This is a genomic window from Streptomyces sp. NBC_01012, assembly GCF_045162755.1.
Taxonomy (GTDB): domain Bacteria; phylum Actinomycetota; class Actinomycetes; order Streptomycetales; family Streptomycetaceae; genus Streptomyces.
The window spans coordinates 1,265,570-1,283,985 of record NZ_CP108688.1 but is presented as its reverse complement, the minus strand read 5'-3'; the positions used below and the strand labels follow the sequence as shown (position 1 = coordinate 1,283,985).

Below are 18,416 nucleotides of genomic sequence, written 5' to 3'. Positions count from 1 at the left end.
GAAGAAAAGAGTGCGCCATGTCCCACTTCGCCACGAGTACCTTGCACCCCGACGTCTTGCGAGCGCCCACGCCGGAGCTGGTAGCCCACTACGCGACCGAGCACATCGCAAAGGCTGCAGGCGAGCTGTGGGCGACCTCCACTGTTCAGCTCGGCCCCGTCGTCCCGAGCGTCACCAGCCACGTACAGCGGCTCACCGTCGACGGCGGCGTGTTATACGCGAAGGTGGAGCTGCTCGGGATGTCGCTGGTTTCCGTCGTTCGGGGGAGCGGCGGTGACTGGTCCGCGGTCAAGGCCGCTCAGAGTGCCTACCTCGCCAGACCGGGCACCCTCCTCGAACGGGAGGCCCAACAGATCCACGTGCTCGCCGGCGCAGGGCTGCGCGTACCCGAGGTTGTCGGCTTCCGCCCCGGGGTGCTGTTCACCGAGCACGTTCACGGAGCGACCCTTGCCGAACTGGTCGCGGCGTCCCCGGGGCGCACAGCCGAACTGCTACACCTCGTGCGCCAGGAACTCGCGCCGGTGCTGCGCGGACACGAGGTTGTTGCGCTGGCCGACCGTGCGCCGATTACTGAGAGGTCAATCCCGGGGACTTTCCTACGCAAGTTCAACGGACCAGGGGGCGAGGCGTACTTGAGCCGGTCCCCGCACGGGGAAACACTCCGTGACATTGCCTTTCGTGTGCGTCGGGCCAACGCCGCTGCCGCATCCTCCCCGGCGCGGACGGTCATCTTCGGAGACCTGAAGCCGGAGCATGTGCTGTTCCCGTTCGATGGCGGCCGACCCACGTTCATCGACCCGGGCCTGATGCGTCACCCACCCTGCGCCGACCTCGCCAAGCTCCTCTCCCGGCTCCTCCTCGACCTGGTCGCCCGCCGCCCGGGAGAAGACGCCGTCCGCATGGTTCTGGACCAAGTCGTGGTGCATACGGACGCTGCGGCTGCGCACCTGTCAGCCGCGGACGAGAGTGGACTTTTGAGGCAGCTCGTCGTCCTGTGGCTGATGGACACCACCAACATTCTGACCACGTACCTCTCCCACCCGACGAGTCTGCTGATGCCCCGGAACGGTGCGGCTGTGGTCGCGAAGGCCGGAGCTGTCTGTCGGATGCTCGACCTCTGCACCACCGCGCTCGGTCCCCATCGTTCAGGGCGTGACCTGTGGCGGCTGTGCCTGGCTCACGTCGCACGGGCGGCAACCCGGTGACGGCCATCGGCATCATCGGTGCCGGGGCCGTCGGTCAGGGCGTAGGCACACTGCTGGTCCAGGCCGGTTGGTGCGACACCGTGATGGTCTCGTCCCTCCACGGACACAGCGCCGACGGGCTTGTCGCCGATCTGGAGGACATGAGCCTCGTCAGCGCGTCACACGTTCGAGCGTGCCGGGCCGACCTCGCCCGAATGAAGTCGTGTGATGCCATCGTGCTCTGCCCGCGAGCCGCCTTCACCAACGACCACACGGCAGACATCCGCATGGCCGGCCTCACCGCCAACGGGTTCACGATCCGGCACCTCGCCCAGGAACTGGCAGGGTTCACGGGACCGGTAGTCGTGGTGACCAACCCCGTGGACGTGATGACCCGGCTGTACGCGGAGGCGTCCGGCAGCACACGGGTGTGGGGGATCGGATCGAGCACCGACACCGCCCGCTACAGGTTCATTCTGGCCCGGAGGATGGGGGTGCCGACTCAGGCTGTACGTGGGCATGTGATCGGGGAGCACGGTGACCTGGCGGTGATCTGCGCCTCCTCCACCACGGTCAATGGCCGGGCCGCCCGAATCCCCGTCCAGGCGATCCGGGCGGAGATGGCCGCCAGGCCCGGCCGCATCGCCGCCGGTATCGGCCGGGTCCGCTCCGGTCCTGCCGCTGCCACGGTGTCCGCCCTCACCCGTGTTCTGGGCGTAACGGACGGGCTCGTCGAACTGTCCGCCTCGAGGAAGGGCACCTATCTGGGGATGCCGTTGCACTTCTCCTCAGGGCACCCCACCGTGTGTCTCCCGCGCTTGGATGCCGAAGAGGAACGCGACCTGGCGGCCGCAGAAGCCAAGTTGCAGGCCGTCTACCACCAACTCTGCTTCACACTAAAGGAGATGTCATTCTCATGACTTTCGCGACCCGGATCACGACGGCCGACAACCAATCGGTCACCGTCATCAGTCAGACCTCGTCCATCACCGACTGGGCCGGCCGGTACCTTGGCCGGTGGTGGACGGCTGCGGACATCGACCCGGGCACCGTCATCGGTCCGGTGATCCGTGCCGACGTCGACGAGGTACAGCACGCGGCGCTGGGAGCCCGCGTGCTTGCCGGGGGAGCGGAGGAGGTCACGTATGCCACGGCCCCGATGCTGGTCAGTCGTGACGAGACCGGCCTTGTCACGGCTACGCAGCCCGAGGACGGGTTGTCGTACGCCTGGGAGCCGGCCGCCGGGCGCATGCGCATCGTTGGTACCGATGAGACAGCCGTCGCCACCGCTACTGCCCGGCTCGCCAGGGAGATTGTCCGAGGCCAGCTCCTCACCGACGGCTGGCAGATCCTCCACGCATCGGCCGTCATGCGCCCCGCTGACGGCGCAACGCTCCTCACGCTGGGCAGCAAAGGGGCCGGTAAGACAACCACCGGGTTCCTTCTCGCCCGTACCGGCCTTTATCTCCTCGCGAACGACCGGGTGTTCGTTCGTTTCGACGGCGAAGTCGTCCGCGTCCTGCCTTGGCCCAGCGCGGCGGCCATCGGCTTCGGCCTGCTCGACGCGCTCGGCTGGTACGAGCCCGTACGCGCCCGCGTGCAGGCCGGCGAGCGGATGCATCCCACGCAGAAGCATAAGGTGACCGACGCGCTCCTCGCCGGGGACCGCACCCCGCTGTGGAAGAAGCCGGGAGTCGAGATGAAGCCGCAGTTCTTCCCCGATCAGCTGGAAACCTGGCTCGGGCTGACGCTGGCCACTGAAGGGCACGCGGTCGGAGTCCTCTTCCCCGAGATCGCTCAGCACAGTGACCCCGGGCTGACCCCCGCAGCCCGAGGTGTGGCGGACGCCGACTTCTTCGGCGCGGCTACCGAGGACCGGTACCCGGACGTCTTCGGGCTCCTGCCCGCCGAAACCTCCACCAAGGACCTCGCAGGCCGCTTGGCCCGGCTGTCTCACCAGGCGCTCACCATGAACCACGACCCCGAGGCGAGCACCGCTGTCCTGCTGGAAGCCGTCGATGTCGTCCTCTGACATGGAAAAGGGCGTGGAGTGCGGGACCGTATCCGTACTCCACGCCCTCGTTCAGGGAAAACAGGGGCCGCGGCGGTAGCGCGAAGGGGGGGGGCTGCACGGGCCTTCAGGTCTGGTGACCGGGCCGCCCGCCCGCGTACCACCGCACTGGCATCGCACCGCCGCCGCGGCCGCGTCCTGCCCGTACCGTGGAACAACCCCTCATCCGGGTGGACGCGTCGGCACGGGCAGGGTCTCGGCGGAGGCTCAGTCCTCGCGCAGGGCGCGGACCGCCTCCTCCACGCGCTTGCCGTAGTCGGCGTCGGCCGCGTGGAAGTGGGCCAGGTTCTTCTCGATCACGTCGTCACGGGTGACCTGGGAGAGGCCGCCCGCGATGTTGGCGATCAGGCGGTCCTTCTCGTCCGCCGACATCAGCCGGTAGAGCTCGCCCGCCTGGAAGAAGTCGTCGTCCTTCGTGTGCAGCGGCGCCTCGTGCGTGCCCGTCCAGCCGTGCACCGCGAGCGGGGAGGCGAGAGCGGCGCCCGTCTGTGCGGGGCCCGCGTAGGAGTTGGGCTCGTAGTTCTTGTCGTGGCGCGAGCCGTGGCGTGTGGCGTGCAGACCGTCGCGGCCGTAGTTGTCGGCCTCGGCCGCCTTCGGCGCGTTGACCGGGAGCTGGGTGTGGTTGATGCCCAGCCGGTAGCGCTGCGCGTCGGCGTACGCGAACAGCCGGCCCTGGAGCATCTTGTCCGGCGAAGGGCCGATGCCCGGCACGAAGTTGTTCGGCGAGAACGCCGCCTGCTCCACCTCGGCGAAGACATTGTCCGGGTTGCGGTCCAGCACCAGCCGGCCCACACGCCGGAGCGGGAAGTCGGCGTGCGGCCACACCTTCGTCACGTCGAAGGGGTTGAAGCGGTAGTCCGCCGCGTCAGCGGCCGGCATCAGCTGCACGTGGAGCGTCCAGGACGGGTTGACGCCCCGCTCGATGGCCTGGAGCAGGTCCGTCTGGTGCGAGTTGGCGTCCTTGCCGACCTGCTCGGCGGCCTGTTCGGCGGAGAGGGAGCGCACGCCCTGGTTGGTCTTGAAGTGGTACTTGACGAAGAAGGCCTCGCCCTCCGCGTTCGTCCACTGGTACGTGTGCGAGCCGTAACCGTTCATGTGGCGGTACGAGGCGGGGATGCCGCGGTCGCCCATCAGCCAGGTCACCTGGTGGGTGGCCTCGGGGGAGTGCGCCCAGAAGTCCCAGACGTTGTCCGGCTCCTGACGGCCCGTGAAGGGGTCCCGCTTCTGCGAGTGGATGAAGTCGGGGAACTTGACCGGGTCCTTGATGAAGAAGACCGGGGTGTTGTTGCCGACCAGATCGTAATTGCCCTCGTTCGTATAGAACTTGAGCGCGAAGCCTCGGGGGTCGCGGACGGCGTCCGCGCCGCCCAGCGAGTCGGCGACCGTCGAGAAGCGTATGAACGTCTCGGTGCGGCGGCCCACCTCGGAGAGGAAGTCGGCACGGGTGAAGCCACTGACGTCGTCGGTCACCTCGAAGTAGCCGTACGCGCCGGAGCCGCGGGCGTGGACGACGCGCTCCGGGATGCGCTCACGGTTGAAGCGTGCGAGCTTCTCGATCAGATGCTGGTCCTGGACGAGGATCGGCCCGCCGGCGCCGGCCGTGGCGGAGTTCTGGTTGTCGGCGACCGGGGCGCCTGACTCGGTCGTGAGCACACGCTGGGACATGAGGGCCTTCCGTACGGGGCTGCTGACGGCCTCAGGAGCGTAGATTCGCCGCGACAAAGACGTCAACAGTTTGTTGAAATTGGAGTGTGGTGTTCCGGATCGCGGCGGCGCCTGGGCGCGACAGGACAGGTGTCAGCGCCGCCGCGACCCGGAAGTTCAGGGGGAGGGGGAGGAGCGGGGCTACGAGCCGGAGAGCCGTTCGACCGAGCGCAGCAGTGCCGAGTGGTCCAGGCCGCCGTCGCCCTGGGCGCGCAGCGAGGCCACCAGCTGGGCCACGACCCCGCCGACGGGCAGCGCCGCGCCGACGTTGCGGGCGGCGTCCGTGACGATGCCCATGTCCTTGTGGTGCAGGTCGATCCGGAAGCCCGGAGCGAAGTCCCGCTTGATGAAGTTGTCCTTCTTGCGGGTCAGGACCGTCGAGCCGGCGAGCCCGCCGTTCAGTACGTCGAGCGCGGCGGCGAGGTCGACCCCGGACTTCTCCAGGAAGACGACGGCCTCGGCGCAGGCCTGGATGTTGACCGCCACGATCAGCTGGTTGGCCGCCTTCACCGTCTGGCCCGAGCCGTGCGGGCCGCACAGCACGATCGTCTTCCCCAGCGCCTGGAGCAGCGGCTGTGCGGCGTCGAAGTCGCTCTGCTCGCCGCCGACCATGATGGACAGGACGGCCTCGATCGCTCCGGCCTCACCACCGGAGACGGGGGCGTCGAGGACGCGGATGCCCTTGTCCTTCGCGTGCGACGCGAGGTCCACGGAGGTCTGCGGGGTGATGGATGACATGTCGATCAGCAGAGCGCCCTGCCTGGCGTTCTCCAGGATGCCGTCGGGGCCGTACGCGATGGCCTCGACCTGCGGGGACGCCGGGACCATGGTGACCACGACGTCGGCGTCGCGCACCGCCTCCGCGATCGAGGCGGCGCCCTTGCCGCCTGCCGTGACCAGCCGGTCGATCTTGTCCTGCTCCAGGGTGTAACCGGTCACCTGGTATCCGGCCTTGATCAGGTTCTCCGACATGGGCGAGCCCATGATGCCGAGCCCGATCCAGGCGACCTTGGGGAGGTTGGTGCTCATGAGGGTGTGCTGCCTTCCGGTAAGCGTGGGTACGGGAGGTGGCTGGGTCTCGAAGGCTCCGTGGGTACGGAGGGGCCGGGTCTCAGGGGTCCCGGGGCGGGAGCCAGCCGAAGGCCTCGGCGCTCGGCCGGTCGCCTGGCTTGTACTCCAGGCCGACCCAGCCGTCGTAACCGGCCTCGGTCAGCTCGTCGATGAGCCGCTCCAGCGGGAGTGAGCCGGTGCCGGGCGCGCCGCGCCCCGGGTTGTCGGCGATCTGGACGTGCCCGGTCTTCGCGGCGTACGCCTTGATCACCTGGCTGAGGTCCTCGCCGTTCATCGACAGGTGGTAGAGGTCCAGCAGGAACGTGGCGTTGCCCAGTCCCGTCGCCTCGTTGACGCGGTCGACGACCTCGATGCCCGCCGGCGCGCTGACCAGGGGGTAGAGCGGCGACTCCACGGAGTTGAGGGTCTCGATGAGGAGGGTCGCCCCGATCCGGTGGGCCGCACGGGCGGCCAGGACCAGGTTCTCCAGGGCGAGTTCGTCCTGTACGGCCGGGTCCACGCCGCCGACGCGGTTGCCGTACAGCGCGTTGAGCGCCTTGCAGCCGACCGAGGCCGCGAAGTCCGCCACCACGTCGATGTTGGCGCGGAAGCGGTCGGACTCGTCGCCGGGCAGTGAGAGTGCCCCGCGGTCGGGGCCGGGGAGTTCGCCGGCGTAGAAGTTGAGCCCCACCAGCTGTGTGCCCGCGTCGTCGAGCGCCTTCTTCAGGGCGTCGAGCTCGGCCTGCGCGGGGGTGGGGGTCCCGGTCCAGGGCCACCAGAGCTCGACCGCGGTGAAGCCCGCGGCTGCCGCTGCCGCCGGTCGCTCCAGGAGCGGGAGTTCGGTGAAGAGGATCGAGAGGTTCACATCGAAGCGCTGGTCCGAGTAGCCCATCATGCGCTCCTTCCGTATCGCGGAAGTTAGTTTCTGCTTAATGGAAGATTGCCCGGTGCGGGGCGAGGCTGTCAAGAGGCGACCCGGATGGCTCCCTGAATGGCGACCCGAATTCCGGACACACGGGAGCGGGGCGGAGGCACCCGCGCCCTCCGCCCCGCACCTGCTCACAACTGCCTGGTCAGGCGCCCGGCACCGTGTCCTCGAAGGTCGTGCCCGCCGCCCGGTAGCCGCTCACCAGGTCCGACACCTCGGCCGGGGAGAGGACCTGGTCCTTCACATGCAGCACGTAGTCCACCTGCTGGTCGTACGAGCGGGGATCGCTGCTGCTCAGGCCCTCCAGGTCGATCAGCCACTGGTTGAAGTTGATCGACATCGGCCGTTCAGGGAGGTACTGCTCGCCGTGCGTGCCGAACAGTTCGCCGTCGATGTAGTACGTGATGGCGCTGTCGTCGATCGTCACCACCAGGTCGTGCCAGCCGTCATAGCTCTGCCGTGCCTCGCTGTGCTCGTTGACGACCTCCCACGGGTCGGGGCGGAAGGTCTCCCAGGAGGTGGTGTAGAGGATGTTCCCCGACTCACCCCAGCCGCCGTTGGGCAGGTACTCGAAGTCGTACTCGGAGTAGTCGTCCGCCATCGGCTCCTTGAGGTCGTTGATGGTGAAGAAGGCCTGGACGAGGTGGTCCCCGTCGGGCCCCGAGGTCGGCGCGTCGCTGAACTTCACCCGCGCCGCGTAGGTGCCGTTACGGAACTTCATGGACTGTGTGAGGATCTCCGTCTGCACCGTCGATTCCCCGGTGCCCGCCGTCGACGTCTCCAGGTTCATCACCGAGTCGCCGCCCCCCTGGCCGCTGAAGGTGACGTTCTCCGGCGCCCAGGAGGCACCCGGCACCCCGGGGCCGCCGGAGTTCGAGCGGATGCTCCAGCCGTGCGCCGCGATCTGCGGGTCCGTGTGATCGGTGTAGTCGAAGTCGTCGAAGAGCGTGGGCCCTTCGGTCGACCTGGGCCCTTCGGCCGTCGTCGCGCCCGCGGTCGAGGGCAGGGCGACGAGGGCCGTGCAGCCCAGGGCCAGGGTGACGGCGGCAGCCGTCGCGCCGATACGGGTCCTGCGGAATGTCTTCATGCCGGTGTTCCTCTCCGGAACGGTGGGGGATGAGTTACCGAGGGGGTCGCGCTGTACCTGCGGACGCGGTCGCGAGTGACCGCGTGGTGAGAGGCCGGGAACCCGGACCACGCGGGGTCCGCCAGGGCACACGGCCGGGGAAGGTGAGGTACTCGATCCGGTCGGGCGTCGTTGCGCCCCCGGCCTCACGGCCGTCACGAGCGTGGACACACCGGCAAGTAAGCGGTACTTCACGGTTCACCTCAACGGGAGCAGAGACCTGACCACCTGACCAGTGAAGCCCATCGGACGGCTCGCCTCACCACCCCGGGATCCCGCCCGGAGACTTCGCGCACGGCGACCCGATCGCGTCGTCCACCCGGGGGGTATCCGGGCCGGGCCGTGAGCCGGAGCCACGGGGCCCCGGCGCGCCCGTGGCCCACCGCGCCCCGCGGCCCGTGGCTTAGGGTCGGGGCGAGCCGTGCGAGCCGACCGACGCGGCGGGACATGAGGGAGGCACCGTGCGCTTGAGGGTGGAATTCACCACCGAGCCCTTCGATCTCGACGAGGCACCCGCCCATGCGGTGGTGGCCCGCGAGGTCATCCGGACCGCGGACCTGGACGCCGTGGACGTGGGGCCCTTCGGGAACACCGCCGAAGGGGGCGCGGACGAGGTCCTCACCGCGGTGGACGCCCTGCTGCGCAGGACGCTGGCCTCGGGTGCCACCCGGGTCTCCCTCCAGCTCAACGTGATCGGGGAGGACATCCCGTGACCGGACCGGCAGACCACCCGCTGGTCACCGCGGTGAAGCCGCTCGTCGACGCGATGGGGGCCGAGCTGCTCGCCCCCGAGCAGGCCACCACCGAGGACGTGGTCCTCGCGTGGGAGGGCGCCGACGTCATAGCCGTACGGCTTCCGCAGCTCTCCGAATCCCTGGACCACATCCTGGCCGCGATGGAGCGGCGGTACGGCATGCCCCTGGCGGGCCTGGACCGCAAGGCCAAGCAGGGTGTGGTGCGCACCCTTGAGGCACGCGGTGCCTTCTCCGTGCGGCACGGTGTGGAGACCGTGGCCGGCGCGCTCGGCGTCAGCCGCTTCACCGTGTACAACTACCTCAACCGGGACAACGCGGCCAAGGGCGAGTAGCGGCGGTCCGCGGCAATCTGTTCGCGGAATTTCAACAAACTGTTGACGTGATGTTGCGAAGGGCGTTAGCTATCCGCAGCCCGACAACGCACAGCGAAAAAAGCCACGGAGGCTCCCGTGACTACGAGCTCCACACCGGGCCTCGCCCGGTTCAACACCCTGGCGACCGGGGAGGCCGCGGCCGCGCTGCACGAGGTGTGTGCCAGCACGGCATGGGGAAGCTCCGTCCTCGCTCACCGGCCGTACGCCGACACGGAAGCCCTGTTCTCCGCGAGCGACTCCGCCATGGCGGAGCTCTCCGCGGAGGACCTGGCCGATGCCATGGCCGGCCACCCGCCGATAGGCCGCCCCGCACCGGGGGACCCTGCCTCCGCCCGTGAGCAGCAGGGGATGGCCGGCGCGTCCGACGCGCTCAAGGCGGAGATGCTCGAACTCAACCTGGCCTACCAGGAACGGTTCGGACATGTCTTCCTGATCTGCGCCACCGGGGCCACCGGTGAACAGATGCGCGACGCGGTGAAGGCGCGGATCGGCAACTCGCCCGAGCAGGAACGCGAGATCGTCCGCACCGAGCTGGGCAAGATCAACCGCATTCGGCTGACCCGCCTCGTACAGGACGCCTGAGAACTCGTACCACCCGAAGAGAACAAGGAGCGTGACGGTCTTGAGCACCGACACCACCGCATCGGTGTCCACCCACATCCTGGACACCAGCATCGGCCGTCCCGCGGAAGCCGTCACCGTCTCCCTGGCCGCCCGCAGCGGCGGCGACACCCAGTACGTGGCGCTCGGCGGATCCGCGACCGACGCGGACGGGCGCTGCAAGGACCTGCCGGCCCTGCCGGAGGGAACCACCCATGTACGGCTCGTCTTCGACACCGAGTCGTACTTCACCGCGAAGAAGCAAGCCGAGGCGCAGCAGGACGCCCCCCGCGTAAGGGACAGCGGCGCGTTCTTCCCGGAGGTGGCGATCGCATTCGCCGTCACCCCGGGCGAGCACTTTCACGTACCGCTGCTGCTCAACCCGTTCGGCTACTCCGTTTACCGAGGGAGCTAGCAGACAATGCCCACGATTCTCGGCCAGAACCAGTACGGCAAAGCAGAGAACCGCGTCGTCAGGATCACGCGGGACGGCGACACCCACCACATCAAGGACCTCAACGTCTCGGTCGCGCTCTCCGGCGACATGGACGACGTCCACTACTCGGGCTCCAACGCCAACGTCCTGCCGACCGACACCACCAAGAACACGGTGTTCGCCTTCGCCAAGGAACACGGCATCGAGTCCGCCGAGCAGTTCGGCATCCACCTCGCCCGGCACTTCGTGACCTCGCAGGAGCCGATCGAGGTGGCCCGGATCAGGATCGAGGAGTACGCCTGGGAGCGCATCGCGACCTCCGACGGCAACTCCAAGTTCATCGGCGCCGACGAGGTCAAGCACTCCTTCGTCCGCAAGGGCCAGGAGACACGCACCACCCAGATCACCTTCGACGGCGAGAAGTGGGAGGTCATCTCCGGCCTCAAGGACCTCACCGTCATGAACTCCACCAACTCGGAGTTCTGGGGCTACGTCAAGGACAAGTACACGACGCTCAAGGAGGCGTACGACCGCATCCTCGCGACCGACGTCTCCGCCAGGTGGCGCTACAACTGGACCGACGACGAAGAGCGCATGCCCAACTGGGAGAAGTCCTACGAGCAGGCGCGCAAGCACATGCTCCAGGCCTTCGCCGAGACGTACTCACTCTCGCTCCAGCAGACCCTTTACCAGATGGGTTCGCGCATCATCAACAACCGCAGCGAGATCGACGAGATCCGCTTCTCGCTGCCGAACAACCACCACTTCCTGGTGGATCTGGAGCCGTTCGGTCTGAAGAACGATACCGCCGAGGGTGCTGTGTACTTCGCGGCCGACCGCCCGTACGGCCTCATCGAGGCGACGGTGCTCCGGGACGGCGTCGAGCCGAAGATCCCGGTCGACATGACCAACCTCTGACGCGGTGCTGAACCGGCCGCCCCCCACCGCGGGCGGCGGCCGGTCATCCCGGAGGGAAGAATCCATGGCACAGCCTGCAACGGGGCCGGCGAAAGGCCCATGTACGTCACCACCGACCGCTGCCGGCACGGCAGTTCACCCGGTGGACGAAAAGCTCCCGCCCTCGCGGCTCGTCCCCGCCGCGCTCCAGCACATCGCCGCCATGTACGCGGGCGTCGTCACCCCTCCGCTCATCATCGGGCAGGCCGTCGGACTCGACGCGGCCGGCATGACCCGGCTGATCGCCGCGAGTCTCCTGATCGCCGGACTCGCCACCCTCCTCCAGACCCTCGGCGCCGGACGCTTCGCCGGGAACCGGCTGCCGTTCGTCAACGCCGCGTCCTCCGCCGGGATCGCCCCGATGCTCGCCATCGCGGAGACGAGCGCACCCGGCCACCAACTCCCCGCGATCTACGGGGCGGTACTCGTCGCAGGCGTCTTCTGCCTCGCCGTGGGGCCGTTCTTCGGGCGGCTGCTGCGCTTCTTCCCACCCCTGGTCACCGGGGTCGTCATCACCCTCATAGGCGTCACCCTGATGCCCGTCCCGGTGAGCTGGGCGCAGGGCGGCGACGAGAGCGCCGCCGACTTCGGCGCCATGAAGTACCTGGCCCTGGCGGCCTTCACCCTCGTGGTCATCCTGCTGATCCAGCGCTTCGGGCGCGGCTTCGTCAAGCAAGTGGCCCTGCTCGCGGGCATGTTCATCGGCACCCTGGCCGCCATCCCGTTCGGGCTGGCCGACTTCTCCGCCCTCGGCTCATCGCCCGTGGCCGCCCTGCCCACGCCCTTCGCCTTCGGCGCCCCGGAGTTCCAGCCCGCCGCGATCCTCTCCCTGTGCATCGTGATGCTGGTGCTGATGACCGAGTCGTCCGCCGGGATGCTCGCGCTCGGCGAGATCTGCGAGCGGCGCACCGACGGCCCCACCATCACCCGCGGCCTGCGCACCGACGGCGTCGCCACGCTCCTCGGCCCGGTCTTCGGAGGGTTCCCGACCAGCGCCTTCGCCCAGAACGTCGGCGTCGTGTCCCTGACCCGGGTACGCAGCCGCTACGTGGTCGCCGCCGCGGGAGGCGCCCTGCTGGTCCTGGGTGTCTTCCCCGTGCTTGGCGCCGTCGTGTCACTCGTCCCGATGCCCGTGCTCGGCGGCGCCGGAATCGTGCTGTTCGGCTCGATCGCGGTGAGCGGCATCCGGACCCTGTCCGAGGCGGGGCTCGACGACAGCTCCAACATCATCCTGGTGGCGGTGGCACTCGGCGCGGGCATCATCCCGCTCGCCGCGCCCACCTTCTACGCCGGGTTCCCGTCCTGGGCGCAGACCGTGCTCGGCTCCGGGATCAGTGCGGGAGCGCTCGTGGCGGTCCTGCTCAATCTGTTCTTCCACCATCTCGGCACCCACAGCCGTAACGCTGTGGCACTCAAATCCTCCTAGGGTCCTGCCGTGCCCGCATCGCCAGCCACAGAAGAGGGAAGCACCATGGCAGCTCCGGCAGACCCCCAGCGCATCGTCATCGAGAACTGTTCGATCGCCACCGTCGACGCCCACGACACCGAATACGCGTCCGGGTACATCGTCGTGGCGGGCAACCGCATCGAGTCCGTCGGCGCCGGCCGGGCGCCGCAGAACCTCGGGGGAGTGGTACGGCGCGTCGACGGCACCGGTCACCTCGTCACCCCGGGCCTGATCAACACCCACCACCACTTCTACCAGTGGATCACCCGGGGCCTGGCGACCGATCACAACCTCTTCGACTGGCTGGTCGCGCTGTACCCGACCTGGGCGCGTCTGGACGAGCCGATGGCCCGCGCGGCCGCGCAGGGCTCGCTGGCGATGATGGCCCGCGGCGGTGTCACCACCGCCATGGACCACCATTACGTCCACCCCCGTGGCTCCGGCGATCTGTCCGGCGCGATCATCGGGGCGGCCCGGGACATGGGCGTACGCTTCACCCTCGCGCGTGGCTCCATGGACCGCAGCGAGAAGGACGGCGGACTGCCGCCGGACTTCGCCGTGGAAACCCTCGACGGAGCGCTCGCCGCCACCGAGGCCACCATCGACGCACACCACGACACCTCCTTCGACGCGATGACACAGATCGCGGTCGCGCCCTGCTCGCCCTTCTCCGTCTCCACCGAACTGATGCGTCAGGGTGCCGAGTTGGCCCGGCGGCGCGGCGTACGGCTGCACACCCACGGCTCGGAGACCGTCGAGGAGGAGCAGTTCTGCAAGGAGCTGTTCGGGATGGGCCCGACGGACTACTTCGAGTCGACGGGCTGGCTCGGCGATGATGTGTGGATGGCGCACTGCGTCCATATGAACGACTCCGACATCGCCGCGTTCGCCCGCACCGGCACCGGCGTCGCGCACTGCCCGTCCTCCAACGCCCGCCTCGCCGCGGGTATCGCACGCGTCCCCGACATGCTCGCCGCCGGTGTCCCGGTCGGACTCGGCGTCGACGGCACCGCGTCCAACGAGTCCGGCGAACTCCACACCGAACTGCGTAACGCCCTCCTGATCAACCGTCTCGGCGCGCACCGCGAGAAGGCACTCGACGCCCGCCAGGCCCTCCGCCTGGGCACCCACGGCGGTGCGAGGGTCATCGGCCGTGCCGACGAGATCGGCTCCCTGGAACCCGGCAAGCTCGCAGACCTCGTGCTGTGGAAGCTCGACACACTCGCCCACGCCTCCATCGCCGACCCGGTGACCGCGCTGGTCTTCGGCGCCGCAGCCCCCGTCACCCTCTCCCTCGTCAACGGCGAGGTCGTCGTCGAGGACAACCACCTCACCACCGTGGACGAGGACGCCATCGCCCGCGCGACCCGCGAAGAGGCCGGGCGCCTGGCCCGGATCGCCGCCGGAGCCTGATGCTCCGTACCCCCTGACAGGCCGGCCGAGGGGGACGGCCCTCGGCCGGCCGCCGTGCACCCCTAGGGTTCACGGCAGCCCGTGCGGGGCGCGTACGTCCGTACGTGCCCCGCGCAGGTGAGCTCGAAGCTGCCCGCACCAGCTGCACGACCTGCATGAACGCACCACTCAGCACCACCTCCCTGACACCCACGTCACTCGACGTGTACCCGACCGGAGGAAGCCGTGGCAGCTACGCCCAGGTTTCGCAAGAACGCAGCAGAAGCAAGCCCAGCAGAAACAGAAACAGAGTCAGGAACAGCCGGAGAGCCGGGTGGCACCCACCCGGTCGACGAGACGCTTCCGCCCCTGAGGATGTTCACCAGCGGACTCCAGCACGTGGCCGCGATGTACGCGGGTGTGGTGGCCCCGCCCATGATCGTGGGGCCGGCCGTGGGCCTCGACGCCAAGGAGACCGCCTTCCTCATGGGGGCGAGCCTCTTCACCGCGGGGATAGCCACCCTGCTCCAGACCCTCGGCTTCTGGCGCATAGGCGCCCGGCTGCCGTTCGTCAACGGGGTCTCGTTCGCCGGGGTCACCCCGATGATCGCGATCGGCAAGGACCGTGGACACGACGGCATCGCCGTCATCTTCGGCGCGATCATCGTCGCCGGTCTCCTCGGCTTCGCCCTCGCCCCGTACTTCTGCAAACTCGTGCGGTTCTTCCCGCCCGTCGTCACCGGCACCGTGATCACCCTGATCGGTGTCTCGCTGCTGCCGGTCGCCTTCAACTGGTCGCAGGGCGGCAACGAGACCGCCGACGACTACGGCTCGACGACGAACATCCTGATGGCCGCCGTCACCCTGGTGATCGTGCTCGCCCTGCGCAAACTGCTGCGGGGCTTCCTCCAGCAGATCGCCATCCTGCTCGGCCTGGTCGTCGGCACCCTCATCGCGATCCCCGCCGGCATCACCGACTTCGGGGCACTGGGCGACGCCGACGTGGTCGGTTTCCCGACGCCGTTCCACTTCGGCGCACCGCAGTTCGAGATCGCCGCGATCATCTCGATGTGCATCGTGATGCTGGTCTGCATGACCGAGTCCACCGCCGACATGCTGGCCCTCGGCAAGATCGTGGGACGCCCGGCGGACGAGCGGACCATCGAGGGCGGACTGCGTGCCGACACACTCGGCAGCGCCATCAGCCCGCTCTTCAACGGCTTCATGTGTAGCGCGTTCGCCCAGAACATCGGGCTCGTCGCCATGACCAAGGTCCGCAGCCGGTTCGTCGTCGCCGCCGGCGGAGTCATCCTGGTGCTGCTTGGCCTCGTCCCCGTGGCCGCGTCCGTCATCGCCCTCGTGCCGCTCCCGGTCCTGGGCGGCGCCGGCATCGTGCTCTTCGGGTCCGTCGCCGCGAGCGGCATCCAGACGCTGGCCACCGCGGCCCTGGAGAAGGGCGAGAACGCCCTGATCGTCGCGGCGGCCGTGGGCATCGGCCTCATCCCGATCGCCGCGCCGGACTTCTACCACGCCTTCCCCGACGACCTGTTGGTCGTCCTGGACTCGGGCATCTCGACCGGCTGCGTGGTGGCGATCGTGCTGAACCTGGCGTTCAACCACTGGGGCCGTACGCCGGACACCGGTCCTGACGAGGAAGCCGCGGAAGGCGAGCCGCAGGAGGACTCGCGGGCGCTGCCCGTCGCCCACTGACCCCATGCGCGTACGGGCGTCCGGTCGAGGGCGCCCGTACGCGCACCGGCGTGCGGGTGGCGGTGCTGCCGTCAGCCGATGTGGAAACTCTGGCCGTACACCTGCCAGTCCAGCGGCGGATCCAGATTCAGATTGCCGTTCCGCAGGAACACCCGCTGGGCCGTGTCCACCCGGCTGGTGTCCGAGTGGGCCTCCTCCTGCTCCATCGCCCAGACCCGTGCGTCGAGGAACGCGTCGATGTAGGCCGTCTCGTCACCGCCCTGCGACGGCGGGCCCGCCTCGGCCAGTGCCCGCCGGCGTATCGCACCGAAGCTCGTGCTGTCGCCGCCGCCGCCGTGCATCACGATGGCGTCGTAGTACGCGAACTGGCCGAGTGTGCCCAGGCCGTCGTCCTTGCCCTGGCGTACGGCCGGGTCGAAGTACACCCGGTCGCGCTCGTCCTGCTGGGCCTGCTGGAACACGGGGTCGGCAGCGGCCTCGGTCCAGGCACCGGTGAAGCCGGGGTCCAGGCCCTCGTGCGAATCGGTGCCGTCCACCGCCCGCAGGGCGGGCAGGTACGCCGCCAGGGCGTTGCCCGGCTGCCGCTCGGTGTACAGCTCCACCAGGGCGAGCATGTCCCCGGTGCCGGAGCAGAATCCTATGATGCCGGCGGTGTAGCCCCGGCCGTCACCGATGTCCTCGATGTAGCCGTACTGGGACTCCCAGTCCTGCGTGGAGTTCTCCGCGCTGGAGACCAGCTGCATCGCGATGTCCTTCTTCGCGGGATCGTCGAGACCGGTCGCGGCTGCCTCCAGGTGTGCGGCCGACGGCGTGGGGGCGCCGGCGTGTGCGGTGGCCGGAATCGCCGTGAATGCCAGCCCGATGGCCAGCGCGGCGACTTGGACGGTACGGGTGAGTCGGGTGCTGCGACGTGAGGTGCGGTTGTGGGGGTAAGGCACCGGTCCTCCCAGGGGAGTTCGTCGTTCCGATGTTCTGTTAGGAAGCTTTCCTATCAGAGTTCGGGACGGCCGGTAACCCCCTGGCAGCCGGTTGGTGAAGGCCGTTCGCTCCCCGTCTTTCAGTCCCCGTCGATGCGGAAGCTCTCCCCGTAGACCTTCCACGCCAGCGGGGTCTCCAGCTGAAGCTTCCCCTCGCGTACGAAGACGCGTTGGGCGGTTTCCACCCGGCTGGTGTCGCTGTGTGAGGGCTCCTCGTGGAGCGCGGCCACCCGGGCGTCCAGGAAGGCGTTCAGATACGCCTCCTCGTCGCCGCCCTCGGACGGCGGATCGGCCTCGGCGACGGCGTCGGCCCGAATGGTCCTGAAGCCGACCGTGCCCTCGGCGTCGGCGTACCCGTGCATCACGTACGCGTCGTAGTAGATGAACTGCCCCAGGGCGCTGAGCCCGTCGGCCTCGGCGCGCTCGACCGCCGGATCGAAGTACTCGCTGTCGCGCTCCGCGTCCTGCGCCGCCCTGAGGTCCGGGTCCTTCGACGCCTTCGCCCAGGCATCGGTGAAGGCGTCGCCGAGCCCTTCGTGCGAGTCGCTGCCGTTCACCGCGCGCAGCGCCGGCAGGAATCTCGCGAGCGCGTTCCCCGGGTTCTCGTCCGTGTAGCGCTCGACGACCTCCAGCAGGTCGCCGGTGCCGGAGCAGAATCCGATGATGCCGGCGGTGTAGCCGCGGCCGTCGCCGATGTCCTCGATGTAGCCGTACTGGGACTTCCAGTCGAGCGTGGAGTTCTCCGCGCTGGAGACGAGTCGCATCGCGATGTCCTTCTTCGCGGGGTCGCCGAGCCCCTTCTCGGGTCCGGAACCGGACCCGGAGCAGCCGGCCAGGACGAGCGCCGCGACGGCGACGAGGGCGAGACGTGTGTGCTTCACGCGTCAAGCGTGCCAGGTCGGGGGGCGGTGCCGAGGCGGGCGTGGCGCCTGTAGCGTGCGCATCATGGAAGATCAGTCTGTTGTGGATGTCGGCGATGTACGGCTGGCGTACCGGACCTGGGGCGACCCCTTCGGTTCGCCCGTCGTCCTCCTGCACGGCCTCGGCGGCTCGTCCCGGAGCTGGGAGGCGGTGGGCGCCCTGCTCGGCGAGGAGTGGCGGGTGTACGCCATCGACCTGCGCGGGCACGGCGAGAGCGACTGGCCCGACGAGTACGCCTTCGAGCAGATGCGGGACGACGTCCTGGAGTTCCTCGACGCCTGCGAGCTCGACCGGGTCGGCCTCGTCGGCCACTCGATGGGCGGAGTGGTCGCCTATCTGCTCGCCGAGGAGCACGCGGACCGGGTGGAACGCCTGGTCCTGGTCGAGACCCCGCCGCCGTTCCCCGGGCAGCTGGTGGCCGATGGCACCCCCACAGGACCGGTGGACTACGACGAGAACGCCGTGCCCGCCGTCCGGGCCCAGATCGCCGAGCCCGACCCCCGATGGGAGCGGGAGCTCGGGCAGATCGTCGCGCCGACGCTGATCATCGCGGGAGGACCGGAGAGCAGCATGCCGCAGGGGAGGCTGGCGGACATGGCCTCGCTGATCCCCGACTGCCGGCTGCTCACCCTGGGCGGCGGCCACCATCCGCACCGGAAGCGCGCGGACCAGGTGGCCCACCAGATCACCGAGTTCTTCACCAGCTGAGCGGGCACGGCCCGTCCACCTGACGGCCTCCCTCCTGGCCCGTTTCCCTCCTGGCTCACCTCACTCCTGGTCGGTG

The 18,416-nt window shown here is 69.2% G+C and carries 17 protein-coding genes and 1 pseudogene; 12 read left to right on the top strand and 6 right to left on the bottom strand.

Going from position 1 to position 18,416, the window contains the following annotated elements:
- Positions 1–17 precede the first annotated feature (17 nt).
- The 3 genes from OG623_RS05540 to OG623_RS05530 are packed head-to-tail and all read left to right on the top strand — an operon-like array spanning position 18 to position 3,216.
- A complete protein-coding gene (locus OG623_RS05540; RefSeq protein WP_406144780.1) occupies positions 18–1,205 on the top strand; it encodes a phosphotransferase in 1,188 nt (395 codons plus the stop codon).
- On the top strand, positions 1,169–2,104 hold the full coding sequence (locus tag OG623_RS05535; protein ID WP_406144778.1) for a lactate/malate family dehydrogenase: 936 nt from the start codon (positions 1,169–1,171) through the stop codon (positions 2,102–2,104). The genes OG623_RS05540 and OG623_RS05535 overlap by 37 nt, the downstream gene beginning before the upstream one ends.
- Positions 2,101–3,216: a hypothetical protein gene (locus tag OG623_RS05530; protein ID WP_406144776.1), complete on the top strand. Its 1,116-nt coding sequence runs from the start codon at positions 2,101–2,103 to the stop codon at positions 3,214–3,216. The genes OG623_RS05535 and OG623_RS05530 overlap by 4 nt, the downstream gene beginning before the upstream one ends.
- Before the next feature lie 246 nt (positions 3,217–3,462).
- On the opposite strand, the gene OG623_RS05525 is transcribed toward OG623_RS05530, so the two are convergent.
- The 4 genes and pseudogenes from OG623_RS05525 to OG623_RS05510 form a co-directional block, all read right to left on the bottom strand.
- Entirely contained in the window at positions 3,463–4,920 is a 1,458-nt protein-coding gene (locus OG623_RS05525) for a catalase (protein ID WP_406144774.1), read from the bottom strand.
- A 180-nt stretch (positions 4,921–5,100) separates the two neighbouring features.
- The gene (locus OG623_RS05520) at positions 5,101–5,988 is read right to left on the bottom strand and encodes a 2-hydroxy-3-oxopropionate reductase (RefSeq protein WP_406144773.1); all 888 of its coding nucleotides are present in this window, start codon (positions 5,986–5,988) and stop codon (positions 5,101–5,103) included.
- A gap of 82 nt (positions 5,989–6,070) precedes the next feature.
- Positions 6,071–6,901: a TIM barrel protein gene (locus OG623_RS05515; RefSeq protein ID WP_406151692.1), complete on the bottom strand. Its 831-nt coding sequence runs from the start codon at positions 6,899–6,901 to the stop codon at positions 6,071–6,073.
- Positions 6,902–7,082: 181 nt separating this feature from the next.
- Positions 7,083–7,895 (bottom strand): annotated as a pseudogene (locus OG623_RS05510) (glycoside hydrolase family 16 protein); the annotation flags it as partial.
- Positions 7,896–8,524: 629 nt separating this feature from the next.
- On the opposite strand from OG623_RS05510, the gene OG623_RS05505 reads away from it, so the two are divergent.
- The 8 genes from OG623_RS05505 to OG623_RS05470 all read left to right on the top strand — a co-directional run bounded on the left by OG623_RS05505 (position 8,525) and on the right by OG623_RS05470 (position 15,734).
- Complete coding sequence (locus OG623_RS05505; RefSeq protein WP_406144771.1) at positions 8,525–8,776, top strand: hypothetical protein; 252 nt, start codon at positions 8,525–8,527, stop codon at positions 8,774–8,776.
- Positions 8,773–9,150: a helix-turn-helix domain-containing protein gene (locus tag OG623_RS05500; protein WP_406144769.1), complete on the top strand. Its 378-nt coding sequence runs from the start codon at positions 8,773–8,775 to the stop codon at positions 9,148–9,150. Before OG623_RS05505 ends, OG623_RS05500 begins: the two co-directional genes overlap by 4 nt.
- Positions 9,151–9,267: 117 nt before the next feature.
- A complete protein-coding gene (gene uraD, locus OG623_RS05495; RefSeq protein ID WP_406144767.1) occupies positions 9,268–9,774 on the top strand; it encodes a 2-oxo-4-hydroxy-4-carboxy-5-ureidoimidazoline decarboxylase in 507 nt (168 codons plus the stop codon).
- 40 nt (positions 9,775–9,814) lie between these two features.
- The gene (uraH, locus tag OG623_RS05490; RefSeq protein WP_406144766.1) at positions 9,815–10,207 is read left to right on the top strand and encodes a hydroxyisourate hydrolase; all 393 of its coding nucleotides are present in this window, start codon (positions 9,815–9,817) and stop codon (positions 10,205–10,207) included.
- A 6-nt stretch (positions 10,208–10,213) separates the two neighbouring features.
- Positions 10,214–11,146 carry a factor-independent urate hydroxylase gene (pucL, locus tag OG623_RS05485; RefSeq protein WP_406144765.1) on the top strand — a complete coding sequence of 311 codons (933 nt, stop codon included), beginning with the start codon at positions 10,214–10,216 and terminating at the stop codon, positions 11,144–11,146.
- Between the two features lie 64 nt (positions 11,147–11,210).
- A complete protein-coding gene (locus tag OG623_RS05480) occupies positions 11,211–12,611 on the top strand; it encodes a nucleobase:cation symporter-2 family protein (RefSeq protein WP_406144763.1) in 1,401 nt (466 codons plus the stop codon).
- 45 nt (positions 12,612–12,656) lie between these two features.
- Complete coding sequence (locus tag OG623_RS05475) at positions 12,657–14,045, top strand: 8-oxoguanine deaminase (protein WP_406144761.1); 1,389 nt, start codon at positions 12,657–12,659, stop codon at positions 14,043–14,045.
- Positions 14,046–14,270: 225 nt separating this feature from the next.
- On the top strand, positions 14,271–15,734 hold the full coding sequence (locus OG623_RS05470) for a nucleobase:cation symporter-2 family protein (protein ID WP_406144759.1): 1,464 nt from the start codon (positions 14,271–14,273) through the stop codon (positions 15,732–15,734).
- Positions 15,735–15,805: 71 nt separating this feature from the next.
- Here the strand turns inward: OG623_RS05470 and OG623_RS05465 are convergent, their stop codons facing one another.
- The gene (locus tag OG623_RS05465; RefSeq protein ID WP_406144757.1) at positions 15,806–16,672 is read right to left on the bottom strand and encodes a chitosanase; all 867 of its coding nucleotides are present in this window, start codon (positions 16,670–16,672) and stop codon (positions 15,806–15,808) included.
- A 119-nt stretch (positions 16,673–16,791) separates the two neighbouring features.
- Positions 16,792–17,592: a chitosanase gene (locus OG623_RS05460; RefSeq protein ID WP_406144756.1), complete on the bottom strand. Its 801-nt coding sequence runs from the start codon at positions 17,590–17,592 to the stop codon at positions 16,792–16,794.
- Between the two features lie 64 nt (positions 17,593–17,656).
- Between OG623_RS05460 and OG623_RS05455 the strand changes: the two genes are divergently transcribed.
- On the top strand, positions 17,657–18,340 hold the full coding sequence (locus OG623_RS05455) for an alpha/beta fold hydrolase (protein WP_406144754.1): 684 nt from the start codon (positions 17,657–17,659) through the stop codon (positions 18,338–18,340).
- The last annotated feature ends 76 nt before the right edge of the window (positions 18,341–18,416 follow it).